22 protein-coding genes and 2 riboswitches are annotated in these 24,736 nt (G+C 70.8%); of the genes, 11 read left to right on the forward strand and 11 right to left on the reverse strand.

Annotation, left to right across the window (positions count from 1 at the left end):
- Positions 1-156: 156 nt before the first annotated feature.
- Together cobM and FBY21_RS16405 are read right to left on the reverse strand one after the other, a co-directional pair.
- Positions 157-909 carry a precorrin-4 C(11)-methyltransferase gene (gene cobM, locus FBY21_RS16400; protein WP_107331008.1) on the reverse strand — a complete coding sequence of 251 codons (753 nt, stop codon included), beginning with the start codon at positions 907-909 and terminating at the stop codon, positions 157-159.
- Entirely contained in the window at positions 906-1,346 is a 441-nt protein-coding gene (locus FBY21_RS16405) for a cobalamin biosynthesis protein (RefSeq protein WP_174244732.1), read from the reverse strand. The genes cobM and FBY21_RS16405 overlap by 4 nt, the downstream gene beginning before the upstream one ends.
- A gap of 98 nt (positions 1,347-1,444) precedes the next feature.
- Positions 1,445-1,639: riboswitch (cobalamin riboswitch) on the forward strand.
- Between the two features lie 90 nt (positions 1,640-1,729).
- Between FBY21_RS16405 and cobW the strand changes: the two genes are divergently transcribed.
- Together cobW and cobN are read left to right on the forward strand one after the other, a co-directional pair.
- Positions 1,730-2,782 carry a cobalamin biosynthesis protein CobW gene (gene cobW, locus FBY21_RS16410; RefSeq protein WP_074972792.1) on the forward strand — a complete coding sequence of 351 codons (1,053 nt, stop codon included), beginning with the start codon at positions 1,730-1,732 and terminating at the stop codon, positions 2,780-2,782.
- 60 nt (positions 2,783-2,842) lie between these two features.
- Positions 2,843-6,577: a cobaltochelatase subunit CobN gene (cobN, locus tag FBY21_RS16415; RefSeq protein WP_142012370.1), complete on the forward strand. Its 3,735-nt coding sequence runs from the start codon at positions 2,843-2,845 to the stop codon at positions 6,575-6,577.
- Between the two features lie 4 nt (positions 6,578-6,581).
- Here cobN and FBY21_RS16420 read toward each other — a convergent pair whose 3' ends face one another.
- The gene (locus FBY21_RS16420; RefSeq protein ID WP_142012372.1) at positions 6,582-7,481 is read right to left on the reverse strand and encodes a YihY/virulence factor BrkB family protein; all 900 of its coding nucleotides are present in this window, start codon (positions 7,479-7,481) and stop codon (positions 6,582-6,584) included.
- Positions 7,482-7,714: 233 nt separating this feature from the next.
- Here FBY21_RS16420 and FBY21_RS16425 point away from each other — a divergent pair, with 233 nt between their 5' ends.
- The gene (locus FBY21_RS16425; RefSeq protein WP_373467116.1) at positions 7,715-8,191 is read left to right on the forward strand and encodes an LEA type 2 family protein; all 477 of its coding nucleotides are present in this window, start codon (positions 7,715-7,717) and stop codon (positions 8,189-8,191) included.
- Positions 8,192-8,294: 103 nt separating this feature from the next.
- Here FBY21_RS16425 and cysC read toward each other — a convergent pair whose 3' ends face one another.
- Positions 8,295-8,903: an adenylyl-sulfate kinase gene (gene cysC, locus FBY21_RS16430; protein ID WP_044402573.1), complete on the reverse strand. Its 609-nt coding sequence runs from the start codon at positions 8,901-8,903 to the stop codon at positions 8,295-8,297.
- The gene (locus FBY21_RS16435) at positions 8,890-9,600 is read right to left on the reverse strand and encodes a sulfotransferase family 2 domain-containing protein (RefSeq protein WP_142012374.1); all 711 of its coding nucleotides are present in this window, start codon (positions 9,598-9,600) and stop codon (positions 8,890-8,892) included. The genes cysC and FBY21_RS16435 overlap by 14 nt, the downstream gene beginning before the upstream one ends.
- Positions 9,601-9,983: 383 nt before the next feature.
- On the opposite strand from FBY21_RS16435, the gene FBY21_RS16440 reads away from it, so the two are divergent.
- On the forward strand, positions 9,984-10,325 hold the full coding sequence (locus FBY21_RS16440) for a zinc ribbon domain-containing protein YjdM (RefSeq protein WP_044402578.1): 342 nt from the start codon (positions 9,984-9,986) through the stop codon (positions 10,323-10,325).
- Between the two features lie 51 nt (positions 10,326-10,376).
- Here FBY21_RS16440 and FBY21_RS16445 read toward each other — a convergent pair whose 3' ends face one another.
- Positions 10,377-11,471, reverse strand: coding sequence for a 3-deoxy-7-phosphoheptulonate synthase (locus FBY21_RS16445; protein WP_142012376.1), 1,095 nt, complete (start codon positions 11,469-11,471; stop codon positions 10,377-10,379).
- 513 nt (positions 11,472-11,984) lie between these two features.
- On the opposite strand from FBY21_RS16445, the gene FBY21_RS16450 reads away from it, so the two are divergent.
- The 3 genes from FBY21_RS16450 to FBY21_RS16460 all read left to right on the forward strand — a co-directional run bounded on the left by FBY21_RS16450 (position 11,985) and on the right by FBY21_RS16460 (position 15,304).
- The gene (locus FBY21_RS16450; protein WP_142012378.1) at positions 11,985-12,992 is read left to right on the forward strand and encodes an ATP-binding protein; all 1,008 of its coding nucleotides are present in this window, start codon (positions 11,985-11,987) and stop codon (positions 12,990-12,992) included.
- The gene (locus tag FBY21_RS16455) at positions 12,917-13,645 is read left to right on the forward strand and encodes a vWA domain-containing protein (RefSeq protein ID WP_142012380.1); all 729 of its coding nucleotides are present in this window, start codon (positions 12,917-12,919) and stop codon (positions 13,643-13,645) included. The genes FBY21_RS16450 and FBY21_RS16455 overlap by 76 nt, the downstream gene beginning before the upstream one ends.
- 516 nt (positions 13,646-14,161) lie before the next feature.
- Positions 14,162-15,304, forward strand: a complete 1,143-nt coding sequence (locus tag FBY21_RS16460) for an MFS transporter (protein WP_142012382.1) — start codon at positions 14,162-14,164, stop codon at positions 15,302-15,304.
- Positions 15,305-15,309: 5 nt separating this feature from the next.
- Here FBY21_RS16460 and FBY21_RS16465 read toward each other — a convergent pair whose 3' ends face one another.
- From FBY21_RS16465 to cbiE, 4 genes are all read right to left on the reverse strand, one after another.
- Entirely contained in the window at positions 15,310-15,720 is a 411-nt protein-coding gene (locus FBY21_RS16465) for a hypothetical protein (RefSeq protein WP_142012384.1), read from the reverse strand.
- A gap of 62 nt (positions 15,721-15,782) precedes the next feature.
- Positions 15,783-16,490 carry a (2Fe-2S) ferredoxin domain-containing protein gene (locus tag FBY21_RS16470; protein WP_142012386.1) on the reverse strand — a complete coding sequence of 236 codons (708 nt, stop codon included), beginning with the start codon at positions 16,488-16,490 and terminating at the stop codon, positions 15,783-15,785.
- A complete protein-coding gene (locus FBY21_RS16475) occupies positions 16,487-17,218 on the reverse strand; it encodes a cobalt-precorrin-6A reductase (RefSeq protein WP_142012388.1) in 732 nt (243 codons plus the stop codon). The genes FBY21_RS16470 and FBY21_RS16475 overlap by 4 nt, the downstream gene beginning before the upstream one ends.
- Positions 17,215-18,417 carry a precorrin-6y C5,15-methyltransferase (decarboxylating) subunit CbiE gene (gene cbiE, locus FBY21_RS16480; RefSeq protein WP_142012392.1) on the reverse strand — a complete coding sequence of 401 codons (1,203 nt, stop codon included), beginning with the start codon at positions 18,415-18,417 and terminating at the stop codon, positions 17,215-17,217. The genes FBY21_RS16475 and cbiE overlap by 4 nt, the downstream gene beginning before the upstream one ends.
- A gap of 80 nt (positions 18,418-18,497) precedes the next feature.
- A riboswitch (cobalamin riboswitch) is annotated at positions 18,498-18,703 on the forward strand.
- A gap of 87 nt (positions 18,704-18,790) precedes the next feature.
- Between cbiE and cobG the strand changes: the two genes are divergently transcribed.
- From cobG to cobJ, 4 genes are read left to right on the forward strand one after another with little or no spacing between them, the layout of a single operon-like run.
- Positions 18,791-20,104: a precorrin-3B synthase gene (cobG, locus tag FBY21_RS16485; RefSeq protein ID WP_142012395.1), complete on the forward strand. Its 1,314-nt coding sequence runs from the start codon at positions 18,791-18,793 to the stop codon at positions 20,102-20,104.
- On the forward strand, positions 20,101-20,727 hold the full coding sequence (locus FBY21_RS16490; RefSeq protein ID WP_044411259.1) for a precorrin-8X methylmutase: 627 nt from the start codon (positions 20,101-20,103) through the stop codon (positions 20,725-20,727). Before cobG ends, FBY21_RS16490 begins: the two co-directional genes overlap by 4 nt.
- Entirely contained in the window at positions 20,727-21,473 is a 747-nt protein-coding gene (locus FBY21_RS16495) for a precorrin-2 C(20)-methyltransferase (protein WP_074972764.1), read from the forward strand. The genes FBY21_RS16490 and FBY21_RS16495 overlap by 1 nt, the downstream gene beginning before the upstream one ends.
- A complete protein-coding gene (cobJ, locus tag FBY21_RS16500; RefSeq protein WP_142012398.1) occupies positions 21,473-23,119 on the forward strand; it encodes a precorrin-3B C(17)-methyltransferase in 1,647 nt (548 codons plus the stop codon). The genes FBY21_RS16495 and cobJ overlap by 1 nt, the downstream gene beginning before the upstream one ends.
- 498 nt (positions 23,120-23,617) lie before the next feature.
- Here the strand turns inward: cobJ and FBY21_RS16505 are convergent, their stop codons facing one another.
- Positions 23,618-24,622, reverse strand: a complete 1,005-nt coding sequence (locus tag FBY21_RS16505) for an AraC family transcriptional regulator (protein WP_044411304.1) — start codon at positions 24,620-24,622, stop codon at positions 23,618-23,620.
- Positions 24,623-24,736 lie beyond the last annotated feature (114 nt).

Below are 24,736 nucleotides of genomic sequence, written 5' to 3' on the forward strand. Positions count from 1 at the left end.
AAAGGCTGCATTCTGCGGGTTTCACAGCGGTACGTCACTACAGGCCCGCCGAAAAGCCCGGGCGGATCGGGGCGAGCAAGGCGAACGCTGGCGAAAAAGCCGGCATCCGGCAGGCAAAACCCGGCAATATGCAGCGATCCTCCCGCGACCGGGCCGTCACTCGCCCGGCCGGTACAGGTGCGCATGCCCGGCGCGGTACAGCGACGAGTCGGCAAAGCCCTCGGCCGCCAGCACCTCCCCCACCAGGATCAGCGCCGTCCGGCGGAAGCCCACGGCCCGCACCTTCTCGGCGATGTCGGCGAGGGTGCCGGTGACCTGGGCCTGGTCCGGCCAGCTGGCGCGGTGGATCACCGCCACCGGGCAGGCCGGCCCGTAGTGCGGCAGCAGTTCGGCGACGATCTCCTCGATCCGGCTCACCCCCAGGTGGATCGCCAGGGTCGCCCGGTGACGGGCCAGGTCCCCCAGGGACTCGCCCTCGGGCATCCGCGTCTTGCTGGCGTGGCGGGTGAGGATCAGCGTCTGCGACACCTCCGGCAGCGTCAGCTCGCAGCCCAGCAGGGCCGCGCAGGCCGCCGTGGCGGTGACGCCCGGTACGATCTCGTAGGGAATGCCGCGCTCGCGCAGGTGGCGGATCTGCTCGCCGATGGCGCCGTAAAGCGACGGATCACCCGAATGCACCCGCGCCACGTCCTGGCCCCGGGCATGGGCCTCGGCCAGCAGCGCAACGATCTGCTCCAGGTGCAGCTCGGCGGTGTTCACCACCTGCTGCGCCTGGTGCCCCTCCAGCACCGCCTCCGGCACCAGCGAACCGGCATAGAGGATCACCGGGCAGCGGCGGATCAGCCGCTGCCCCTTCACCGTGATGAGTTCCGGATCGCCCGGACCGGCGCCAATGAAATAGACCGTCATGGCCGTTCAGCCTCCAGGTGGATGCAGGCCAGCGCACAGGTCGCGCGGGCACTGCGACGTTTGTCGAGCAGCAGGTGCGAAGGCCCCTGCCCCAGCCGATCGGCCAGCGCCAGGGCCGCTGCCTCGGCCACCCCCGCACTGCCGGCCAGGGCGCGGACCCGCTCGGACGGCTGGCTCAGGCGCGCCTCCAGGGCGTTCAGCGCCTCGGGGGAAACGCCCTGCAACGGCAGGTTGCGCGCCGCCGCCAGCGCCTGCAGGCCCGGCTCCAGGGCGCGGTCCTCGCGGGTCGCCAACGCCGCCAGGCACGCCGGCGGCACCCCGGCCTCGGCCAGGCAGGCATCCAGCAAGGCCCCCAGCTCCGCCGTCGTGCAGCCCTGGCGGCAGCCGAAACCGGCCACCAGCGAAGGCGGCGTCAGGGAAGGAGCAGCGGGGTTCATGGCGTGGCAGGCGACCGGGCGGGAAAAATCCGCGCAAGGACAGCACGGGCCCGACGAGGCGTCAACCAACGCGATTGACCGCCGCCCGGGCCCTGCGTAGCCTTCCGTCCTTTCGAGGTTCTCCAGCGAGCGCTGGAGCTAAGAGGGAACGTGGTCCAAGCCACGGCTGCCCCCGCAACTGTAAGCAGCTGATGCCCTGTCCACAGCCACTGCCCACGGGCGGGAAGGCGGACCCGGCGGCGCCCCGCGCCAGGCTGCGAGCCAGGAGACCTGCCTCGGCGAATTTCCAGACAACCGGGCGGGGTGATCCGGTGGCGAATACCTCCAGCGGGCCCGGCCCGCTGCATTCGTCATGCCCGCCACAGAGCACCTGAGAGGCGCGCATGAAAACCCTGGCCAAGCTCCCCGTCACCATCGTCACCGGCTTCCTCGGTGCCGGTAAGACCACCCTCCTCCGCCACATGCTGGACAACGCCCAGGGTCGCCGCATCGCGGTGATCGTCAACGAATTCGGCGAGCTGGGCATCGACGGCGACATCCTCAAGCAATGCAGCATCGGCTGCAGCGAGGAAGAGGCCGTGGGCCGCGTCTTCGAACTGGCCAACGGCTGCCTGTGCTGCACCGTGCAGGAAGAGTTCTTCCCGGTCATGCGCGAGTTGGTGGCGCGCCGTGGCGACCTCGACCAGATCCTCATCGAGACCTCCGGCCTGGCCCTGCCCAAGCCCCTGGTGCAGGCCTTCCAGTGGCCCGAGATCCGCAATGCCTGCACCGTGGACGCGGTGATCACCGTGGTGGACAGCCCCGCCGTGGCCGCCGGCACCTTCGCCGCCTTCCCCGACCAGGTGGACGAGCAGCGCAAGCAGGACCCGAACCTCGACCACGAATCGCCCCTGCACGAACTCTTCGAAGACCAGCTGGCCAGCGCCGACCTGGTGATCCTCAACAAGACCGACCTGCTGGATGCCGACGCCCTGGCCGCCGTGCGCGCCGAAGTCAGCGAAGAGCTGCCGCCGGCGGTGAAGGTGGTCGAGGCCGCCTCCGGCAAGCTGCCGCTGGACGTGCTGCTGGGCCTGAACGCCGAAGCCGAGCTGCACATCGACAGCCGCCCCACCCACCACGACCACGAAGAACACGAGGACCACGACCACGACGAGTTCGACTCCTTCCACGTCGACCTCCCGGAAGTGGACGAGCGCGCCCTGCTCGCGGCCCTCGGCCAGTTGGTGGAGCGCCACGCCATCCTGCGCATCAAGGGCTTCGTCGCCGTCACCGGCAAGCCCATGCGCCTGCTGGTGCAGGGCGTCGGCAAGCGCTTCGACAAGCACTTCGACCGCGCCTGGCGCAGCGACGAGCCCCGCGCCACCCGCCTGGTGGTGATCGGCCAGGAGCTGGACCAGGCCACCATCGCCAACGAACTGCGCACCGCCCTGGCGTAACCGCCGAACCGGCGCCTCTCCCCCGGGAGAGGGCCGCTCCACCGAGCCGAGGCCCGAGCCATGCACCTGTTGCGCACCCAGCCCGGCGGCTTCGTCCCCGACGACGGCATCGCCCACCTGGCCCAGACGCCTGCCGAGCTGGTCATCCTCTGCAGCGGCGACTCGCACCTGGCGCTGCTGGCCGAAGCCGCCCGCACGTTGCCGGAGGACTACCCGAGCCTGCGCCTGGCCAACCCGATGCAGCTGCAGAACCACGCCTCGGTGGACCTCTACGTCGACGAGGTGCTGCAGCATGCCAAGGTCATCCTCATCTCCGTACACGGCGGCGTCGGCTACTGGCGCTACGGCATCGAGCAACTGGTGGCGCTGGCCGAGCGCGGCGCCACGCTGATCCTGGTGCCCGGCGACGACCGCCCCGACCCTGAGCTGGCACGGCTCTGCAGCGTTCCCGCAGAGGATGCCGAGCGCTGCTGGCACTACCTGCGCCAGGGCGGGCTGGACAACGCCCGGCAGCTGTTCGCCTGCCTCGCCAGCCGCTGCCTGCGCCACGCGATGCCCTGGGAGGAACCCAGGGCGCTGCCCCGCGTCGCGGTCTACCACCCGCGCCAGCCCAACGCCGGGCTCGCCCACTGGCGCGCCGACTGGCAACCCGAGCAGCCGGTGGTGGCGCTGGTGTTCTACCGCACCCACCTGCAGGCAGCGAACACCGGCTTCCTCGACACCTTCTGCGAACGCCTCGCCGCCCAGGGCCTCAACCCCCTGCCCATCGCCGTGGCCAGCCTCAAGGAGGCCGCCTGCCTGGCCACCCTCGAAGACTGGCTGGACGAGGCCGGCGTCGAGCTGATCATCAACACCACCGGCTTCGCCCAGTCCTCGCCGGAGGCCCCCAGCCTGCGCCCGTTCCGCCGCGACGTACCGGTGTTCCAGGCCATCTGCAGCCTGGACAACCAGCCCCAGTGGGAGGCCAACGCCCAGGGCCTGGGCCCCCGTGACCTGGCCATGCACGTCGCCCTGCCGGAACTGGACGGCCGCCTCATCACCCGCGCCATCAGCTTCAAGGGCCTGGCCTGGCGCAGCGAGCGCAGCCAGAGCGACGTGGTCTGCTACCTGCCCCATGTCGAGCGCATGGATTTCGTCGCCGAACTGGCGCGGCGCTGGCTGCTGCTGGCGCGCAAGGCCAACGCCGACAAGCGCGTGGCGCTGATCCTCGCCAACTACCCCACCCGTGACGGCCGCATCGGCAACGGTGTGGGCCTGGACACCCCGGCCGGCGCGCTGAACATCCTCCGCGCCCTGGAGGCCCGGGGTTACCCCGTGGCCGGCCTGCCGGAGAGCGGCACCGCCCTTATCCACAGCCTGCTGGGCGGCGTCAGCAACGACCTCGACAGCCTCGACGCCCGCCCCTGCGCCCAGAGCCTGGCCCTGGACGACTACCTCGCCTGCTTCGCCCGCCTCCCCGAAGCCAACCAGCGGGCGGTGACGGAGCGCTGGGGCGAGCCGCAACAGGACCCGATGTTCCGCAACGGACGGATGATGATCGCCGGCCTGCGCTTCGGCCTCGCCTTCGTCGGCATCCAGCCGGCACGGGGCTACCAGCTGGACCCGGCGGCCATCTACCACGACCCATCGCTGGTGCCGCCCCACGGCTACCTGGCGTTCTACTTCTGGCTGCGCGAGGTGTTCGGCGCCGATGCGCTGGTGCATGTCGGCAAGCACGGCAACCTCGAGTGGCTGCCCGGCAAGGGCGTCGGCCTGTCCGCCGAATGCTGGCCGGACGCGGTGATGGGGCCGCTGCCGAACATCTACCCCTTCATCGTCAACGACCCCGGCGAAGGCGCCCAGGCCAAGCGCCGCGCCCAGGCGGTGATCATCGACCACCTGATGCCGCCGCTGACCCGCGCCGAAACCTACGGCCCGCTGCGCGACCTGGAACGCCTGGCCGACGAGTACTACGACGCCTCCCTGCTCGACCCGCGTCGGGCCGTGCAGCTGCGCGGCGAAATTCTCGAACTGGTCAGGGCCACCGCCCTCGACCGCGAGCTGGGCCTCAGCCTCAACGACGACGCCGACAGCTGGCTGCCGCAGCTGGACGCCTACCTCTGCGACCTCAAGGAATCGCAGATCCGCGACGGCCTGCACGTGTTCGGCGAATCCCCCGTGGCGGGCCTGCGCGACGACACCCTGCTGTCCCTGGTGCGCATCCCCCGTGCCGACGGCAAGGGCGGCAACGCCAGCCTGCTGCGCGCCCTCGCCCGCGACCTGGCGCTCGACCGCGACCCGCTCGACCTGGCCTGGGCCGAACCCTGGGAGGGGCCACGCCCCGCCGTGCTCCAGGGCGTCGACGACGCGCCCTGGCGCAGTAACGGCGACACCCGCGAGCGCCTGGAACTGCTGGCCCGCCAGTTGATCGCCAACCCGGCCGCCGAAGCCATCGGCCCCGCCAGCGACGCGGTTATCCACAACCTGCGGCAGGTGATCGCCCCCGCCCTGGACGCCTGCGGCGCAGCGGAAATCGGCGGCGTGCTGGCCGCCCTCGACGGGCGCTTCGTGCCCCCCGGCCCCAGCGGCGCCCCCAGCCGCGGGCGCCTCGACGTGCTGCCCACCGGGCGCAACTTCTTCACCGTGGACGTGCGCAACCTCCCCACGCCCACCGCCTGGCGCCTGGGCTTCCAGTCCGCCAGCCTGCTGCTGGAGCGCCACCTGCAGGACGAAGGCGACCACCTGCGCCAGCTCGGCCTGTCCGTCTGGGGCACCGCCACCATGCGCACCGGCGGCGACGACATCGCCCAGGCCATGGCCCTGCTGGGCGTACGCCCGGTGTGGCAGGCCGGCAGCCAGCGCGTGGAGGACTTCGAGATCCTCCCGCTGTCGCTGCTGGACCGCCCGCGCGTGGACGTGACGCTGCGGGTCTCGGGCTTCTTCCGCGACGCCTTCGCCAACCTCATCCGCCTGTTCGACGCGGCCGTGCAGGCCGTCGCCGAGCTGGACGAGCCCGACGACCTCAACCCCCTCGCCGCCCGCGTGCGCCAGGATCGCGCCCGCCTGGAAGGCGAAGGCCTGCCTGCCGAGGCCGCGCGCCGCGAAGCCGGCTGGCGGGTGTTCGGCGCCCAGCCCGGTGCCTACGGCGCGGGCGTGCAAGGGGTGATCGAGGCCCGCACCTGGGAAACCCGCACCGACCTGGCCGAGGCCTACCTCAACTGGGGCGGCTACGCCTACGGGGCCAGCGATGCCGGCACCCCCGCCCGGCAACGCTTCGGCGAGCGCCTGGAAGGGCTGCAGGCGGTGCTGCAGAACCAGGACAACCGCGAACACGACATCCTCGACTCCAACGACTACTACCAGTTCCAGGGCGGCATGCTCGCCACCGCCGAAACCCTGCGCGGCCAGACGGTCGCCAGCTACCACGGCGACCACAGCCAGCCGGACCTGCCGCGCATCCGCACCCTGCGGGAGGAATTGGGCCGGGTGGTGCGCGCCCGCGCCGCCAACCCCAAGTGGATCGCCGGCATGAAGCGCCACGGCTACAAGGGCGCCTTCGAACTGGCCGCGACGGTGGACTACCTGTTCGCCTTCGACGCCACCACCCAACTGGTGGACGACCACCAGTACGCCCTGCTGGCCGACGCCTACCTGCTGGATGCCGACACCCGCGCCTTCCTCCAGCAGCACAACCCCGAGTCCCTGCGTGACATCACCGAACGCCTGCTGGAAGCCCAGCAACGCGGCCTGTGGGAAGAACCGGGGGATTACCGCGAGGCCCTCGAAGACCTGCTGCTGGACATCGAGGAACAGTGAGGGCTCAGCCCTGCGCCACGCTGCCGTCTTCCCCCGGCCGGCGTTCGCCGGGGTTCTTGCCCTCGCGGGAGTGGTGTTCGATCACCGCGTTCAGCTCCGCCCCCAGCAGCAGCACCGCCGCCGACAGGTAGAGGTACAGCAGGAGGATGATGATGGCGCCGATGCTGCCGTACATGGCGTTGTAGGTGGCGAAGTGCTGGGCGTAGTAGCTGAAGCCGAACGAGGCCAGCAGCCAGGCCAGCACCGCCAGCACCGAGCCGGGGGTGATGAAGCGGAACTCCTGCTTCACGTCCGGCAGCAGGTAATAGAGGGTCGCCACCACCGCCATCATCAGCAGGATCGCGGCCGGAATGCGCAGCCAGTTCCACAGGATCACCACCGCCTCCTCGATGCCCACCCGCTGCGCCAGCCAGCCCATGGCCTGCGGCCCGGTGATCATCAAGCCCGCCGCCGCCAGCAGGAAGGCCGCCACGCCCAGGGTGTAGAGGACCGAGAGCGGAATGCGCTTCCAGGCCGGGCGGCTCTCCACCACGTCGTAGACCCGGTTCATCGCATCCATGCTCGAACGCACCGCCGACGAGGCGGACCACAGCGCCACCACCGCACCCAGGGAGAACAGCCCGGGCTTCTGCGTCTGCAACTGCTCGATGGCCGGGCGCACCAGGTCCATCGCCTCCACCGGGAGCACCAGCGCCGCCTGGGTCTGCAACCAGTCGAAGAAGGTCGGCAGGTGCAGGAAACCGATCAGCGCGATCAGCAACAGCAGGAACGGGAACAGGGAAAAGAACATCTGGAAGGCCAGCGCCGAGGCATAGGTCGGCAGTTCATCGTCGATGAACTCGTTGACGGTGCTGACCAGCAGGGTGCGCCCTTTGACGCCCTTCAGGCCCAGGTAGCGGATCATGGCTCGGCTCGCTCTAGTTCCTTGGCAAGGCAATGGACGGCGCAGCGGAGGCAGGAGTTCAGGGGGATTTTCCGACCGGCGGTCAGCCCGCCGCCGCCGCGCCTGGGCCGCGGCATCCCGGCGGGTCGCAGCGTTGCGCCGCGCTGCGCTTTGCGGCCGGCGGGGAATGATCGGCGCCACGACCGGTCTGTACACACAGCTCCCGTTGTCGATGGACCGCCCCGATGCACACGATTCGCCACCCCCTCCACGCGTTGCTCTGCACCCTGCTCCTGCTGGCGCTCTCGGGCTGCGCCAACCTGGCCCCACGGGACCCGGTGCGCATCGACCTGGTGGGCATGGAGCCGGTCCCCGGCCAGGGGCTGGAGATGCGCTTCGTGGTGAAGCTGCGGGTGCAGAACCCCAACGACACGCCCATCCGCTACAACGGCATCGCCCTGGACCTGGACATCAACGACCAGCCGCTGGCCAGCGGCGTCTCCGACCAGGCCGGGGAAATCCCCCGCTTCAGCGAAACCGTGGTGAGCGTGCCGGTGACCATCTCGGCGTTCTCCGCCCTGCGCCAGGCCTGGGGCGCCACCAGCAGCCGCAACACCCGCGCGGGCATTCCCTACAGCGTGCGCGGCAAGCTCGGCGGCGGGTTCTGGGGCACCGTGCGCTTCAACGACAGCGGCGTGCTGAACCTGGCCGAACCGGTGCAGGTGTATTGAGCGGTTGGGTAGCTGGAAGCACAGGCGGGGCGAGACGGAACGACGCCCCATGGAGCGAGATGGCGGGCGAGGCCGAACGGCCCCGCCAGGAGCGACCGAGCGCCTAACGCCCCAGCGCCAGGTCCACCAGTAGCTCCAGCGCCTGCGGCACCTCCACCTCCTCGGTGTCGATCACGCATTCGGCGTCCAGCGGCGGCTCGTAGGGGCTGTCGAGCCCGGTGAAGTTGCGGATGCGTCCTTCCTGCGCGGCCTTGTACAGGCCCTTCGGGTCGCGCCGGGCGCAGGCCTCGAAGGAAGTGCTGACGTACACGCAGTGGAACTCGCCCAGCTGGAACAGCGCCCGCGCCGCCTCGCGGTCGGCGCGGAACGGCGAGATGGCGGAGACGATCACCACCAGCCCGGCATCCACCATCAGCCGGGCCACCTCGGCGATGCGGCGGATGTTCTCGCGGCGCGAGGCATCGTCCATGCCCAGGTCACGGCAGAGCCCGTTGCGCACGTTGTCGCCGTCCAGCACGAAGGTGTGCAGGCCACGGGCGTTCAGCTCCATCTCCAGGGCGTTGGCCAGGGTCGACTTGCCGGCACCGGAAAGGCCGGTCAGCCAGATGCAGCAGGGGCGCTGGTGCTTGATCGCAGCGCGCGCGGACTTGGACAGGGCCAGGTTGTAGGGGCGGATCCACGCCGGCACGGCGGAGGAGTCAGGACTGGGCATAGCCAAGCATCTCGTAGTCGCGTTGATAGGCCCGTCGCACCAGGCGGCGGGTTCGAGCGGTACAGAACTGCCTCACCGGCGCCGCCTGGCGCTCGCATGAGACGTTGGCGCGGGGCAGGTCGGCCTGGACCCCGAGCCGCTGGCAGAGACGGTGGAAATCATGCGCCATGTTTTCCTGGCGGCCAATGAAATCCACGGCCAGTTGCCCGAGCGAATCGACCAGGAAATCGGTCTGCGGCGCAAAGTGTAGCTGGCGGTGGAGATTGTCCGGGTGCAGCCAGCGGGCGACGAACTCGTCGAAGTCGCGAAAGCTCCGCACCAGGCGCTGGGCCTCGGCATCACGGGTCGACAGCGGGTTGCCCCGCAGGAAGGCATAGGCCGAATAGGCCCGCTCCAGCGGATCGCGCACGAAGGTGAACTTGAAGCTTTCGGCGTACTGCGCCGGGAACTGCCGCTCGTACCAGTACAGCGGCAGGTGGCCGGGGTACCAGCCCTCGAACAGGCTGAGGCAGACACTGCTGCCGGCGCACTTGGGCACGTGGATGAACAGGCAGGCGCGCTGCTGGAACGGCTCGGGAAACGCGAGGTTGGCCGACATCGCCTTGTTCACGGCCTGGCGGTCCACCACCGAGAGGCGGTCCAGCAGGAAGCGCCGTTGCGCCTTGGGCAGGAGTTTCCAGAGGAAGCGTTGCAGCATCGGGTGGTCCTGGTAGTGCGGAGCCTCACGGCCCGGTGAGACACCTCTAAAAACTACCTGCGTTGTCATCGCGGCGTTAAAAACAGCCTCAAAATGCTCATTTACGCCACGTAAACTGCGTTTTTTCGCCTGTTTTTGCCTTGCGCTGACGGCCTCGCCTACGTTTTTAGAAGTGCTCTGTGATTGAGGTGGCCACATCCCTGTACGCAAGAGCAGTCATGCTCCCTGCGAAAACCTTATCAACCGCGATGCCACGGCTTATGCCCAGTTGGTAAAGAGTGTCAGCAAACCGATACAAAGCCCGGCCCGCACAGCCACCGCCAATCCGAGGCTAAAACCCTATACACTATGCGGCCTTTTTCGTGCCACACAGCGAGTACCCCGTGAGCAACCTGCCACCCTGCCCCAAGTGCAATTCCGAATACACCTACGAAGACGGCGCGCTGCTGATCTGCCCCGAATGCGCCCACGAGTGGTCCGCCGAGGCTGGCGAAGCCGCCGCTGAAGAAGGCCGCGTGATCAAGGATTCGGTCGGCAACGTGCTGCAGGACGGCGACACCATCACCGTGATCAAGGACCTGAAGGTCAAGGGTTCGTCCCTGGTGGTGAAAGTGGGCACCAAGGTGAAGGGCATCCGCCTGGTGGACGGCGACCACGACATCGATTGCAAGATCGACGGCATCGGCGCCATGAAGCTCAAGTCGGAGTTCGTGCGCAAGGTCTGACCCCCGCACCTCCGCGTCACGGGCGCACCCTCGCGGTGCGCCCGGCTCGTTTCAACCGCGCAGGCGCGCGGCCGCCTCCAGCAGCATCCGCTGCGTCCCCTCCCAGCCCAGGCAGCCATCGGTGATGGACACGCCGTAGCGCAGCTCGCACGACAGCGACTGGGCACCGTCGAACAGGTGACTCTCGATCATCACCCCGCGCAGGGCACTCTGGCCGGCCAGGCGCTGGTCGATCACGTCCGTCAGCACCGCCGGCTGGCGCAGCGGGTCCTTGCCACTGTTGGCGTGGCTGCAGTCGACCAGGATGCGCGGCGCGATCCCCAGTTTCTCCAGCCCTTCGCGGGCCGCCTGCACGCTGGCGGCATCATGGTTCGGGCCTTTGTGGCCACCGCGCAGCACCAGGTGGGTGTCCGGGTTGCCGGCGGTTTCCACCAGCGCCGGGCGGCCCTGGGCATCGAGGCCGAAGTGCTGGTGGGCGTGGGCCGCCGAGCGCATGGCATCGGTGGCGATGCCGAGGCTGCCGTCGGTGCCGTTCTTGAAGCCCACCGGCAGGTCCAGGCCGCTGACCATCTCGCGGTGGATCTGCGACTCGCTGGTGCGCGCGCCGATGGCCGCCCAGCTCAGGGCGTCGTCCAGGTAGCCGGCCACCAGCGGCTGCAGCAGCTCGGTGGCCACCGGCAGGCCGAGCCCGGCGATTTCCAGCATCAGCCGGCGGCTCAGGGTCAGGCCCTCGGCCATGTCGCCGCTGCCGTCCAGGTGCGGGTCGTACACCAGGCCCTTCCAGCCGACGGTGGTGCGCGGCTTCTCGACGTAGGCGCGCATCACCAGCAGCAACTGGTCGCTCACCAGCGGGGCCAGGGCCGCCAGGCGGCGGGCGTAGTCCAGGGCGGCCTCCGGGTCGTGGATCGAGCAGGGGCCGACCACCACCAGCAGGCGCGGGTCCTCGCCATCCAGCACGGCGCGCACGGCTTCGCGCTGGGCCTGGATCTGGCGGGCCAGCTCGACGGACAGCGGCAAGCGGCGGCGCAGCTCGGCGGGGGTGGGCAGGGGGCGGGTGGTGCGGGAGGACGATGATGCCGGAGCATCCAGGGCAACGACGTGCAAGGACTGGGCGGCGGTGGACAGGGCGGAAACGGACGAATTCATGGCTGGGTTCCTCGGCCGGCGCGGCAGGTCCGCGCGCGGCGCACTAACTGGGTGTTCGACTTGTCGGTGTGGGGGTGCGGGTGGAGCGGCTAAATCGCCAGTCGGTGCGGTAATAGCGATAGGTGCGGTAGCTGATCATGGTGCGATCCTCGGTAACGTCGTGGTGGTCTTGTGGACCGTCGGAAAACAAAAACCCCCGGTCGGGTTGCCGACCGGGGGTTTCGTGGAGCTTTGGCGGCGACCCTGCTGGAGTGGGCCGCCTGATGGGTATCAGGTCAGCCCGTAGCTAAACCAATACCCGTAGAAATAGCCGGTCGCAGCGGCCACACGCACACCCGCCACGGCCAGGGCCGGAGCAGCGATGAGCGAAGTGGACGGACGGTGCGACATGACGATCTCCAAAGCGAATGCTGGCTAACCTACTGCATCCCGAGGCGCCGTTCAATCACGGATTTCTATCGGCTGCATCGGCCTTTCGCTACCATGCGCGGCATGTCTGAGCAGGAACCCACCATGTCCGAACCTGGCCACTATCCCCTCAGCGCCGTGGTCGGCGCCGACGCGTTGAAGCTCGCGCTCTACCTCGCCGCCATCGACCCCGCCATCGGCGGCGTGCTGATCGAAGGCCCGCGCGGCATGGCCAAGTCCACCCTGGCCCGGGGCATCGCCGACCTGCTGCCGCGCGGCATCTTCGTCACCCTGCCCCTGGGCGCCAGCGAGGACCGCATCGTCGGCACCCTGGACCTGGACGCCGCCCTCGGCGAAGGCCGCGCGCGCTTCTCCCCCGGCCTGCTGGCCCGCGCCCACGAGGGCGTGCTCTACGTGGACGAAGTGAACCTGCTGCCGGACCACCTGGTGGACCTGCTGCTGGACGTCGCCGCCAGCGGCACCAACCGTGTCGAGCGGGACGGCCTGTCCCACGCCCACCCGGCGCGCTTCGTGCTGATCGGCACCATGAACCCCGAAGAAGGCGAACTGCGCCCGCAACTGCTGGACCGCTTCGGCCTCAAGGTCAGCCTCGACCACGCCCCGGCTCCGGCCGAACGCGCCGAGATCATCCGCCGTCGCCTGGCCTTCGACGCCGACCCCGCCGCCTTCATCGCCCGCTGGAATGCTGACCAGCAGGCCCTGGCCCGCCGCTGCCAGCACGCCCGCGAACGCCTCGCCGCCATCCCGCTGGACGACCACGCCCTGGACGCCATCGCCCAGCGCTGCTTCGACGCCGGCGTCGACGGCCTGCGCGCCGACCTGGTCTGGCTGCGCGCCGCCCGCGCCCACGCCGCCTGGCGCGGCGCGACCGCCATCGCCCCCGAGGACATCGACGCCGTGGAGCACTTCGCCCTCGCCCACCGTCGCCGCCACGCACCGCCGCCGGCCGCACAGCCACCCCGCGAAGCGCCTGCCCAGACACCTCGCCCCCAGCAGGACGCCAGCGGCGAAGGCCAATGGGGCGAACTGCCCGCCCAACCCATGCCCACCGGGGAACGCAGGGCCCTGCCCGCCTGGCCAAAAAAGCCCTGAGCACCCGCCCGCGCCACGCCAAGGGGACGGGTGCCAAGCCCCGGCCAGGGCGCCTCGGCCAAGGCCGCAGCGGCGCCCGCAGTCCCGGCCAAGGGGGCGCCATCGCCTGGCTGCCGACCCTGCTGCGTGGCCGCCCGCGCCGGGCCGAAGACCTCGTCCGTACACCCCGCAGCCGCGCAGCGGAACAGCTCTGGCTGGTGATCGTCGACGCCTCCGCCTCCACCCGCCGCCACGGCGCCCTGTCCCGTGCCAAGGGGCTGCTGGCCCAGCTCTTCGATGACGCCTACAAGGCACGCGCACGCCTCGCCGTGCTCGCCGCCAGCGGTCGCCAGGCCCAGTGGCATTGGCAGGGCCGCAAGGCCGACGCCCGCCTGCAACCCTGGCTGCAGGGCCTCGGAGCCGGCGGCGGCACGCCCCTGCCCGACGCCCTGGCCCAGGCCGCGCGCTGGCTGTCCACGCGCCAGCGGCAACGGCCCGGCGAAGAGCAGCGCGTGCTGATCCTCACCGATGGCCGCCTCAAGGACCTGCCAGCCCTGCAGCCCCTGGGCTGCACCACCCTGCTGGTGGACATCGAGTCCGGCCCCATCCGCCTCGGCCGCGCCCGCCAGCTCGCCACCCTCCTCGAAGCCGAGTACCAGGCGCTGGCGGATTGAACCGTCAGGGGTACACGGATTGAGACACCGCCCGTAGGGTGGGCTTCAGCCCACCAGCTCGTAGCCCGGGACCGGGGCTATCCCCAAGGCTGCGTGCCTGGAACTGGTGGATGGAAAGAACGCCATCCACCCTACGCGAGCCCCCAGCCCCGTAGGGTGGATGGCGCTCCACCGATCCACCTTTCGTTGCACGGACCTCCTCCCGGGACCGGGGTTACACCCAAGGCCACGTGCCCGAAATTGGTGGATGGAAAGAGCGCCATCCACCCTACGCACCCTCACGCCCCGTAGGGTGGATCGCGCTTCATCGATCCACCTTTCGTTGCACAGGACTCATCCCGGGACCGGCGTTATCCCCAAGGTCGCGCGCCTGGAATGGGTGGATGGAAGAGCACCATGCACCCAACGCGAGGCCCCCTCACGACCACACCACCTCGTCCATCAACCGCCTGGTGGAGCCACAAGGCGCGCGCGCCCGTGTTAGGGTCCACCCCTTTTTCCCCTTCGGAAGCGCCCATGACCCACGCCGTGCACTGTGCCGACAGCCCTGTCACCCGACTGGCCACGCGCCTGGCGTTCTTCGTCTCCGGTTTCGGTATGGCCTGTTGGGCGCCGCTGGTGCCCTATGCGAAGGCGCGCCTGGACATCGGCGAGGCGGTGCTGGGGCTGTTGCTGCTGTGCCTGGGGGCCGGCTCGATGCTGTCGATGCCGGTGGCCGGTGTGCTGGCGGGGCGGATCGGGGCGCGCCCGGTGATCCTGGTGGGCGGGGTGGGGCTGTGCTGCGCCATGCCGCTGTTGGCCGGCGCGGATTCCAGCCTGCTGCTGGCCCTCGCGCTGGCGCTGTTCGGCGCCTCCCTGGGCGCCATGGACGTGGCGATGAACATCCACGCCGTGGAGGTGGCGAACGATGCACCGGTGCCGCTGATGTCGGGCTTCCACGGCCTGTTCAGCCTCGGTGGCTTCGTCGGTTCCCTGGGCATGACCGGCCTGCTGGCGGCCGGCCTGGCACCGCTGCCGGCGATCCTCGTCGCCCTGCTGGTGGTGATCGCCGGCCTCGCCCTCGCCGCCCCGCGCCTGTTGCGCACCCGCTCGGGCGGCAGCGGGCCGCTGTTCGTGGTGCCACGCGGGCTGGTCCTGCTGCTGGGGGCGCTGACCTTCGCCATGTTCCTGGCCGAAGGCGCGCTGCTGGACTGGGGCGCCATCCTGCTGGTGGAGACGCGCCAGTTCGACCCGGCCAAGGCCGGGATCGGCTACGCGCTGTTCTCGTTGGCGATGCTCAGCGGCCGGCTCACCGGGGACCGGGTGATCGCCCGGCTGGGGGAATACCGCGTGCTGGTGGGCGGCGGCCTGCTGGCCACGGCCGGCTTCGCGCTGATGCTGCTGGCGCCGCACACCGTCCTGGCGCTGGCGGGCTTCCTGCTGGTGGGGCTGGGCGCGGCCAATATCGTGCCGGTGCTGTTCAGCGCTGCCGGTCGCCAGGGCACCATGCCGGCCAATCTCGCCGTGGCGGCGGTGACCACCGTGGGCTACGCCGGCGTGCTCGCCGGGCCGGCACTGGTGGGCTTCGTCGCCCAGGGGCTGGGGCTGGTGACGGCCTTCGTGATCCTCGGGGTGCTGATGCTCTCGGCCCCGCTGACGGCGCGCTGGTTCGTGCGCTGACCCGTTCAGCGGTCAGCAGAGTTGTATCTCTCGCAAGCCGGCGCGGTGAGCGCCAGCAAGCGTTGGTTGTAGCGTTTGGCGAAATCCCGGGCCGGCTGCTGGAGTTCAGCCATTTCCTCGGTACAAACCACGTCCGAGGTGCCCGGCACGACTCGGGTGGGAAACGGCCCCAGGCACTCAAGTGTCGCCGGGGACAGCCCCGGAAGCGTCCCCGTGTAACCGAGGACGAGCATGAATTCGATACGCCCCGCACGGGCTGCTTCCAGCGCCAGCGCCTCGGGCGACTGTTTCAGCAAGGCATTCAACGCGGCGGTCTCTTCACGCTGCGGCGGGCAATCCGGATCAGGATCAGCCTGAGCCTGAACGAGGACGACAGTGGACAAGGCAAGACCCCAGGCAAAAGCCGACCGGCTCATCACAGCTCCATGCAGGCTGGGCATCCCGGCCCGGCATCTGTCCGTTTAGCGAAGAGCAACGCTCACCCCTTCATCAACAATTCCGGCACCGCCCGCTCTTCGACGATGCGCGCCTGCACCCAGCGCAGCACCTGCTCTTCGCTCTCCAGGCGGTACCACTCGCCTTCCGGGTAGAGGCTGGCGGTGGGGCCGAGGTCGCAGGGGTATTGGCACTGGGTACGGGTGATGTGCACGCCGCCTGCGCATTCCAGCTTGCCGGCGACCTTGAGGGTCTCCCGCAGCTTTTTCCACAGCGGCAGCGCGCCCCGGCGGGTGCAGCGCGGGCCGTTGCACAGCAGCAGGCGCCGGGCATGGGGCGGAATGCAGGACCAGGCGTGGCTCTCCGGCAACGCCGGCACCTCGGCGCAGGCCAGGTGCAGTTCGGTACGCGCCACCAGGGCGCAGGCGGCGCCGGCCGGGTCGCTGTCGTACTGGCCCAGCAGGCTGGCGATGAACAGCTGCTCCGGCGCCGGGTACTGGCCGAGTTCGCTGCGCAGCCAGTCCAGGTGCGGCGGCGTGCTCTGCGGATCGAGGTCGATCACCAGCAGCGGGCGCGGGCTGGCCTGTACGGCCTCGCGCAGGGCGTCGAGGCCGGTGCCGGTATCGATCACATCGGCCAATGCAGCCTCGCCCCGCAGGGCGACCAGTTGGCGGCGGAACAGCTCAGCGAAGGCGCCCTCGGCGAGGTCGGGCCCGGCGAACAGCACGCGGGCGTAAACGGTGGCGGTCATGGTGTGTCCAGGTAGGGGCCGAGGGCCTGCCAGAGGGCCTCGACCGAGTCGAATTCGCGGGTCACCGGCGGCAATGCCGGGCGCTTGAGGATGAGCACCGGCAGGCCACGCTCGCGGGCCACCTGCAGCTTGGGCTCGGTGGATTGGCTGCCGCTGTTCTTGCTGATCAGTACGTCGGTGCCGAGGCGCTCGAACAGCGCACGCTCCTCGTCCAGGTGGAACGGCCCGCGCGAGCCGATCACCTCGAAGCGCTCGCCGGGGGCCTGCCCCTGCAGGCAGCGCACCGTCCAGTGCTGGTGCTCGGGCACGCTGTGCAGGTGCTCCAGCGGCTCGCGGCCGAGGGTGAAGAAGGGCCGGCGGAACGGCGCCAGCGCGGCCATCAGGCCGGCCCAGTCGTCCACCTCGCGCCAATCGTCACCGGGGCCGGCCTGCCAGCCGGCGCGGCGCAGCGCCCAGCAGGGCACCCCGGCCAGTTCGGCGGCGCGGGCGGCGTTGTGGCTGATCTGCGCGGCATAGGGGTGAGTGGCGTCCAGCAGCAGGTCGATGCCTTCCTCGCGTAGGTACTGCGCCAGCCCGTCCGCCCCGCCGAAGCCGCCCACGCGCACCTGGCAGGCCAGGTCCTGGGGCACCTTGCCGAGGCCGGCGAGGCTGTAGACATGGGCGGGGCCGAGGCGACGGGCCAGGGCCAGGGCCTCGGTCACGCCGCCCAGCAGCAGGAGGCGGCTCATGGCTTGAATGCTTCCAGCAGGGTGATGGGCAGGGCCGAGCGCCAGGTGTCGAAGTCCCCCAGCGGCTGGGCCTGGGCGACGGCAATGCGGGTCAGGCTGCCGCCGTGCTCGGCGCGGAAGGCCACCAGGGTCGCCTCGCTCTGCAGGGTCACGGCGTTGGCCACCAGGCGACCGCCCGGCTTGAGCCGCGCCCAGCACTGCGCCAGCACGCCGGGGTCGGTGACGCCGCCGCCGATGAAGATGGCATCCGGCACCGGCAGGCCCTCCAGCGCGGCCGGGGCTTCGCCGGCCACCAGTTGCAGGCCGGGCACGCCGAGGGCGTCGCGGTTGTGCTGGATGTGCGCCTGGCGCCCGGCGTTGGCCTCGATGGCCAGGGCGCGGCACGCCGGATGGGCGCGCATCCACTCGATGCCGATGGAACCGCAGCCGGCGCCCACATCCCACAGCAGCTCGCCGGGGCGCGGCGCCAGGCGGGCCAAGGTGACGGCACGGACATCACGCTTGGTGAGCTGGCCGTCGTGGCGATAGGCGTCGTCGGGCAGGCCGCAGGTGACCGGCAGCGCGCGGGTGCCGGGGTCGGCCGCCACCTCCACCGCCACCAGGTTGAGGTCGGCCACCGCCACGTCGCTCCAGGCGTTGGCCAGGCCGTCGAGCCGGCGCTCCAGGGGGCCGCCCAGGTGCTCCAGCACGGTGAGGCGACTGGCGCCGAAGCCTCCCTCGGCCAGCAGGGCCGCCAGGGCCGCTGGGGTGTGGCCATCGTTGCTCAGCACCAGCAGCCGCGCGCCGGGGTGCAGGTGGCCGTTGAGCACCGCCAGGGGCCGCGCCACGGTGGACAGCAGCGTCACCTCCTGCAGCGGCCAGCCCAGCCGTGCCGCCGCCAGGGCAGCGGACGAAGGCGCCGGCAGCACCTGCATCTCCTCGGCCGGCACCTGCCGCGCCAGGCTGGCGCCCACGCCGAACAGCATCGGATCGCCACTGGCCAGCACGCACAGGGCCGTGCCCCGCCGCGCCAGCACCGGCTCCAAGGAGAAGGGGCTCGGCCAGGGCGTGCGCACGGCACGGATGCAGCGCGGCAGCAGCGCCAACTGACGCGGCGCCCCCACCACTTCAGTGGCCCCCAGCAGCGCATGGCGCGCCGCCTTGCCGAGGCCCGCATAGCCGTCCTCACCGATACCCACAACCGTCAGCCAGGGCTGCATGGAAACTCCCGTCTCTAGCGAGGTGTCAGCTGCTTGCCGTTCCGACAGGCAGCCTTTTCCTCATGTCGCGCAAAGCGGGCATAATAGCGTCCTTCATTGGTTGCCGGCCCCTACAAGGCGCTGGCCAGTGCCCATCCGGACACTGAGGGAACACGGTCGCACCGTGGCTGCCCCCGCAACTGTAAGCAGCGAGTCCACGCACCCTGGCCACTGAGCAGCGCTCGGGAAGGCCGCGGAGGATGACGACCTGCCAGCCAGGAGACCTGCCGGTGAAACCAGTCGCGTGTGAGCGCATCGGGCGGGGTGTATCGATGCAAACGTGTCCCTGGGCTAGGGATATTCCGGTCGCCGCGACGCCAACCAGGGTGACCCGTTGAAACAGGCCGAATCCGCTGCCGCCACCGTCCGCCCCTCGGCCTGCCCGGGGCTGCTGCGCATCGTGCAATCCGGCGATGGCGGCATCTGCCGCATCAAGCTGCCCTGCGGCCGCCTGCAGGCCCGCCAGGCCCGCGCCGTGGCCGCTGCCGCCCGGCAGTACGCCAGCGGCGTGATCGAGGCCACCAACCGCGCCAACCTGCAGATCCGCGGGGTAAGGATCGGTGCCGAAGCGGCGCTGATCGACGCACTGCTGGCCGCCGACCTGGGCGCCCCCTCGCCAGGTGCCGACGACGTGCGCAACCTGATGGTCAGCCCGCTGCTGGGCCTGGCGCCTGACCACGAGACGACCGCCGCCCTGGCCGATCGCCTGCTGGCCCTGCTGCAGGACACCCCGCGCTTCCACGCCCTGTCGCCCAAGTTCGCCCTGCTGCTGGACGGCGGCGAAGCCCTGGCCATGCTGGAGCACCCCCACGACCTCTGGCTCTGCGCCCTCGGGCAGCAGGCCGACGCCCTCTTCGCCTTCGGCCTGGCCGGGTGCCCGCCGCAACAGGCGTACGACGCCCCCGCCCTGGGCGCCGTGCCCGCCGCCCAGGTGCCGGCCCTGGTGGAGGCGCTGCTGCAGCTGTTCCTCGACCGCGCCCGCCCCGAGCAGACGCGCATGCGCCACCTGCTGGCCGACCTCGGCCCCGCCGCCCTGCTGGCGGAGCTGGAAGCCCGCCTCGGCGCGCCCCTGCATGCCGTGCCGGACTGGCGCCGCGACACCGCCGGCGCCCTCGGCCACCTGGGCGCCGTGGCTGGCCGCCATGCCGGCGCCGCCGCCCCCCTCGGCCGGCTCGATGCCGAACAACTCATGGCCCTGGCCGACCTGGCGGACCAGCAGAGCGGCGGCCACCTGCGCCTCACCCCCTGGCAATCGGTGCTGCTGCCGGCCCCCCGCGACCTCGACGGCACCCTCGCCGCCCTCGCCGCCCTGGGTCTGGTCACCAACCCCGACGCGCCCCTGGCCCGGCTCATCGCCTGCACCGGCTCCAGCGGCTGCCCACGCAGCCTGGCCGACACCAAGGCCGACGCCCTGGCCCTGGCGCCGCACCTGCCGCCCCGGGTGCAGCTGCACCTGACCGGCTGCCCGCGCTCCTGCGCCGCCGCCCACGTCGCGCCCTTTACCCTGCTGGCCCGCGAACCGGGCCGCTACGACCTCTACCAGCGCGCCCGCAGCGGCTTCGGCCTGCTGCTGGCGAGCGACCTCGACCTCGAACAGGCCAGCGCCCGACTGGCCGCCACTCCTGACAGCTGGAGCTCCACCGAATGATCGATTACATCCGCGATGGTCAGGAGATCTATCGCCATTCCTTCTCCATCATCCGCGCCGAGGCGGACCTCAGCGCCATCCCGCCGGACCTGGAGAAGCTCGCCGTGCGCGTCATCCACGCCTGCGGCATGGTCGACGTGGTGCAGGACCTGGCCTTCTCCCCCGGAGCAGGTGCCGCCGGCCGCGCCGCCCTGGCCGCTGGCGCGCCGATCCTCTGCGATGCGCGCATGGTGGCCGAAGGCATCACCCGCGCCCGCCTGCCAGCCAACAACCCGGTCATCTGCACCCTCAACGACCCCGGCGTGCCGGAGCTGGCCCGCGAACTGGGTAACACCCGCTCGGCAGTGGCCCTGGAGCACTGGCGCGCGCACCTGGAAGGCAGCGTGGTGGTGATCGGCAACGCCCCCACCGCGCTGTTCTACCTGCTGGAGATGCTCGACGCCGGCGCCCCGAAACCGGCGCTGATCCTCGGCTTCCCGGTGGGCTTCGTCGGCGCGGCCGAGTCCAAGGACATGCTCGCCGCCGACAGCCGCGGCGTGCCCTACGTGGTGGTGCGCGGCCGTCGCGGCGGCAGCGCCATGGCCGCCGCCGCCGTCAACGCCCTGGCCACGGAGGTGGAGTGATGAGCGGCAAGGGACGGCTGATCGGCCTCGGCGTGGGCCCGGGCGATCCGGAACTGATCACGCTCAAGGCCCTGCGCCTGCTGCAATCGGCCCAGGTGGTGGGCTACTTCGTCGCCAAGGCCAAGGCCAATCGCGGCGAGGGCGGCAACGCCTTCGGCATCATCGAGCAGCACCTGGCGGACGCCCAGGTGCGCATGCCGCTGGTGTACCCGGTGACCACCGAGAAGCTGGAGCCGCCGCTGTCCTATGAAACGGTGATCAGCGACTTCTACGACACCGCCGCCCAGCAGGTGGCCGAACACCTCGACGCCGGCCGCGACGTGGCGGTGATCTGCGAAGGCGACCCGTTCTTCTACGGCTCCTACATGTACCTGCACGACCGCCTGGCCGACCGCTACGAGGTGGAGGTGGTGCCCGGCGTCTGCTCCATGCTCGGCAGCGCCGCCGTGCTCGGCCTGCCGCTGGTGTACCGCAACCAGAGCCTCTCGGTGCTCTCCGGGGTGCTCCCCGAGGCTGAACTCAAGGCCCGCCTGGCCACCGCCGAAGCCGCTGTGGTGATGAAACTCGGGCGCAACTTCGACAAGGTGCGCCGCGTGCTGGGCGAGCTGGGCCTGGCCGACCGCGCCCATTACGTCGAACGCGCCACCATGGCCAACCAGCGCATCGTGGCCCTGGACGAGGTGGACCCGATGGCCTCGCCGTACTTCTCGATGATCCTGGTCCCCGGCCAGAAATGGAGGGGCTGATGAACGCCCCCGCCATCGTCCTCCTCGGCAACGGCGGCCTGGCCGTCGCCCGTCGACTCCAGACGCTTTATCCACAGGCCCGGGTGCTCGGCCTCGCCGGCCGCGTCGACGGTGCCGACGAGCGCTACAGCGAGTTCGGCGAGACCCTGCGCGAGCTGTACCGCAACGACACCCCGATCATCGCCCTGTGCGCCGCCGGCATCGTCATCCGCACCCTCGCACCGCTGCTCGCCCACAAGGGCGCCGAACCGCCGGTGCTGGTCCTGGCCGAAGACGGCAGCGCCGTGGTGCCGCTGCTCGGCGGCCTGGGCGGGGTCAACAGCCTGGCCCGCGAGATCGCCGCCTGGCTGGACGTGGCCCCGGCCATCACCACCAGTGGCGAACTGCGCTTCGGCACCTGCCTGCTGGACCCGCCGGAGGGCTACGCCCTGGCCGACCTGGAACAGGGCAAGCGCTTCGTCGCCGACCTGCTCGGCGGCCAGACGCTGCACGTGGCCGGCGAGGCGCCCTGGCTGGAAGCCGTCGCCCTGCCCCGCGACAGCGCCGCCAAGCTGACCCTGCACATCACCCCCGAACAACGCCCCGCCGCCCGCGACGAACTGCTGATCCACCCCCGCGTGCTGGTGCTGCGCGTGGAGGGCGAGGCCTCGGCCGAGTCCATCCGCCAGGCCCTCGCCACGGCCGGCCTGGCCCCCCAGGCCCTGGCCTGCCTGGTGGCCGACCCGGCGCGCATGAGCGACGCCGGGCTGGCCGCCACGGCCGCCGAACTGGGCGTGCCGCTGCGCTTCGCCCGTGATGACGCCGACCTGCCCGCGCCGGTCGCCCGTCTCGGCGCGCTGCAGCTGTACCGCGCCGACGCGCCCCTGGACCCGACCCGCATCGGCCAGGCCCGGGGCCGGCTGACGGTGATCGGCCTCGGCCCCGGAGACCCGGCCTTCATGACCCCCGCCACCCGCCAGGCCCTCGACGAAGCCCAGGACCTGCTGGGCTACGAAACCTACATCCGCATGGCCGGCCCGCTGCGCGCCGACCAGGTGGCCCACTGCACCGACAACCGCGAAGAGCTGCAACGCGCCCGCCACGCCTTCGAGCTGGCCGCCAGCGGGCGCCGGGTGGTGGTGGTGTCGTCCGGTGATCCGGGCGTGTTCGCCATGGCCGCCGCCGTGCTGGAAGCCCTCGACGAATCCCGCGACCCGGCCTGGCAACAGGTGGACCTGCAGATCCAGCCGGGCGTCTCCGCCGCCCTGGCCACCGCAGCCAAGGCCGGTGCGCCGCTCGGCCACGACTTCTGCCTGATCTCGCTCTCGGACAACCTCAAGCCCTGGGACGTGATCGAACGGCGCCTCGACCACGCCGGCGCCGCCGACTTCGCCATGGCCTTCTACAACCCCATCTCCAAGGCCCGCCCCTGGCAACTGGCCCGCGCCCTGGAGATCGTCCGCCAGCACCGCACGCCCGAGACTCTGGTAGTGCTCGGCCGCGACATCGGCCGCCCGGCGGAGAAGCTCACCGTGACGACCCTCGGCGACCTCACCCCCGACCAGGTGGACATGCGCACCCTGGTGATCATCGGCTCCTCCCTCACCCGCCGCATCCCCCGCCCCGACGGCCACGAATGGGTCTACACCCCGCGCTGGTATCGCTGAGCCTCGTCCTTCGGGATAACCACAGTTCCCGGGCTGAAGCCCGGGCTACAGCGGTGGATCGATAGTCACCGGATGGCATCGCGGGCGGGGCTTGGATTGATGCGGTTCGCATAGCTCACCGCATCCTACGGACTCATACCGTTCCGCCGTCGAGACGGTGGATCGATGGAGCGCGATCCACCCGGCGCAGGCTCGCGTAGGGGGGATGACGCTCCTTTCATCCACCAACTCCCGGCGCCCAGGCCTGGGGATAACCCATTAGATCGGCGCTCACCAGATGGCGCCGAGGCCCCGTAGGATGGGCTGAGCTGTGCGAAGCCCATCATCCCAAGGTGGGTATGAATTGATGCGGTTCGCATAGCTCACCGCATCCTACGGACTCACTCCGTTCCGGCGTTGAGACGGTGGAGCGCGATCCACCCGGCGCAAGCTCGTGTAGGGGGGATGACGCTCTTTTCATCCACCAAGTCCAGGCACACGGCCTTGGGAGTGGGCGGGTCAGGCGTCAGCCTGGGGGCGGCCTCGGCGGCGGAATTCAACGGGGGTTTCGCCGACCCAGCGTTTGAAGGCGCGGTAGAAGGTGCTGGGTTCGGAGAAGCCGGTGCGTTCGACGATCACCTCGATGCGTTCGTCGGTCTTGAGCAGCAGTTCCTTGGCCAGGCGGCAGCGGTAGTCGGTGACCAGGTCGTTGAAGCGCACGCCGGCCATGGCCAGGCGTTCGCGCAGGCGGCGGGCGGGCATGTTGAGGCGGGCAGCGACCTGTTCCAGGGTGGCGCCGCCGTCCACCAGCAGTTCGCCGATCAGCTCACGCACCTTGCGCACCAGGTCCAGCCGCTCCACTTCCGCCAGTTGCCGACGGGCCAGGGACTCGTGCATGCGCAGCAGTTCCGGTGCGGCATGGCGCGAGGCCTTGTCCAGCACGGCGGCGTCGAACACCAGCGCGTAGCGCTCGGCACCCAGGCGTGCCGGGCAGCCGTAGACCGCCTGGTAGCGCTCGGCCGGCGCGCCCTCGGCGTGCATCAGCAGCACCTCGCGGGGGATGAAGTCACCTTCGGTCAGCGCATGGAACAGGCGGATCACCGCCCCGGCGAGCATCTCCGGGAAGTGCCGGTTGCTGCCGATGCTCTGGCCCAGGGACAGCACGGCGCGGTCGCCGTCCACTTCCAGGCGGGCATTGAGGGTGTCGGAGAGCAGGCGCACGTAGCGCAGGGCGTGGCGCAGGCCATCGCCGAAGGTTTCGCTGGAGAGGAAGAGGTATTCCAGCAGCAGGCCGTGGAAGGCCGGCAGGTGGCCGGCCAGGTAAAGGCCGACATGCTCCTCCCCGCACTCTTCCGCCGCGGCCCGCCAGAACTGGGCCTGGGCAGCATGGGGGAAGCGTCCGGCGGGCAGGCCGCCGGCTGGCAGGCCGAGCCGCCCCAACACCTTGTCAGGGTCGGCGCCGCTGGCGCGCAGGGCGTCGATCACCGCGCGCATCAGCGCCACGTCGTCGGTCAGGTCACGCATCATTTTCCGAATTCTTGTCATGCGAGGCGGGGGCCATCTTATGCAGCTTTTTACCGTGCGCTCAAGGCGCGCTTGAGCCGCCCGGACGGATTGACTGCCCTGCCAGGACGCCAT

Source organism: Pseudomonas sp. SLBN-26 (genome assembly GCF_006715895.1).
Lineage (GTDB): Bacteria > Pseudomonadota > Gammaproteobacteria > Pseudomonadales > Pseudomonadaceae > Metapseudomonas > Metapseudomonas otitidis.

What these genes read in the sequence shown, in the direction of transcription:
- cobM (WP_107331008.1), bottom strand. Translation starts at nt 909, where the DNA reads ATGACGGTCTATTTCATTGGCGCCGGTCCGGGCGATCCGGAACTCATC.
- FBY21_RS16405 (WP_174244732.1), bottom strand. Translation starts at nt 1,346, where the DNA reads ATGAACCCCGCTGCTCCTTCCCTGACGCCGCCTTCGCTGGTGGCCGGT.
- cobW (WP_074972792.1), top strand. Translation starts at nt 1,730, where the DNA reads ATGAAAACCCTGGCCAAGCTCCCCGTCACCATCGTCACCGGCTTCCTC.
- cobN (WP_142012370.1), top strand. Translation starts at nt 2,843, where the DNA reads ATGCACCTGTTGCGCACCCAGCCCGGCGGCTTCGTCCCCGACGACGGC.
- FBY21_RS16420 (WP_142012372.1), bottom strand. Translation starts at nt 7,481, where the DNA reads ATGATCCGCTACCTGGGCCTGAAGGGCGTCAAAGGGCGCACCCTGCTG.
- cysC (WP_044402573.1), bottom strand. Translation starts at nt 8,903, where the DNA reads ATGCCCAGTCCTGACTCCTCCGCCGTGCCGGCGTGGATCCGCCCCTAC.
- FBY21_RS16435 (WP_142012374.1), bottom strand. Translation starts at nt 9,600, where the DNA reads ATGCTGCAACGCTTCCTCTGGAAACTCCTGCCCAAGGCGCAACGGCGC.
- FBY21_RS16445 (WP_142012376.1), bottom strand. Translation starts at nt 11,471, where the DNA reads ATGAATTCGTCCGTTTCCGCCCTGTCCACCGCCGCCCAGTCCTTGCAC.
- FBY21_RS16450 (WP_142012378.1), top strand. Translation starts at nt 11,985, where the DNA reads ATGTCCGAACCTGGCCACTATCCCCTCAGCGCCGTGGTCGGCGCCGAC.
- FBY21_RS16455 (WP_142012380.1), top strand. Translation starts at nt 12,917, where the DNA reads ATGGGGCGAACTGCCCGCCCAACCCATGCCCACCGGGGAACGCAGGGC.
- FBY21_RS16460 (WP_142012382.1), top strand. Translation starts at nt 14,162, where the DNA reads ATGACCCACGCCGTGCACTGTGCCGACAGCCCTGTCACCCGACTGGCC.
- FBY21_RS16465 (WP_142012384.1), bottom strand. Translation starts at nt 15,720, where the DNA reads ATGAGCCGGTCGGCTTTTGCCTGGGGTCTTGCCTTGTCCACTGTCGTC.
- FBY21_RS16470 (WP_142012386.1), bottom strand. Translation starts at nt 16,490, where the DNA reads ATGACCGCCACCGTTTACGCCCGCGTGCTGTTCGCCGGGCCCGACCTC.
- FBY21_RS16475 (WP_142012388.1), bottom strand. Translation starts at nt 17,218, where the DNA reads ATGAGCCGCCTCCTGCTGCTGGGCGGCGTGACCGAGGCCCTGGCCCTG.
- cbiE (WP_142012392.1), bottom strand. Translation starts at nt 18,417, where the DNA reads ATGCAGCCCTGGCTGACGGTTGTGGGTATCGGTGAGGACGGCTATGCG.
- FBY21_RS16490 (WP_044411259.1), top strand. Translation starts at nt 20,101, where the DNA reads ATGATCGATTACATCCGCGATGGTCAGGAGATCTATCGCCATTCCTTC.
- FBY21_RS16495 (WP_074972764.1), top strand. Translation starts at nt 20,727, where the DNA reads ATGAGCGGCAAGGGACGGCTGATCGGCCTCGGCGTGGGCCCGGGCGAT.
- cobJ (WP_142012398.1), top strand. Translation starts at nt 21,473, where the DNA reads ATGAACGCCCCCGCCATCGTCCTCCTCGGCAACGGCGGCCTGGCCGTC.
- FBY21_RS16505 (WP_044411304.1), bottom strand. Translation starts at nt 24,622, where the DNA reads ATGCGTGACCTGACCGACGACGTGGCGCTGATGCGCGCGGTGATCGAC.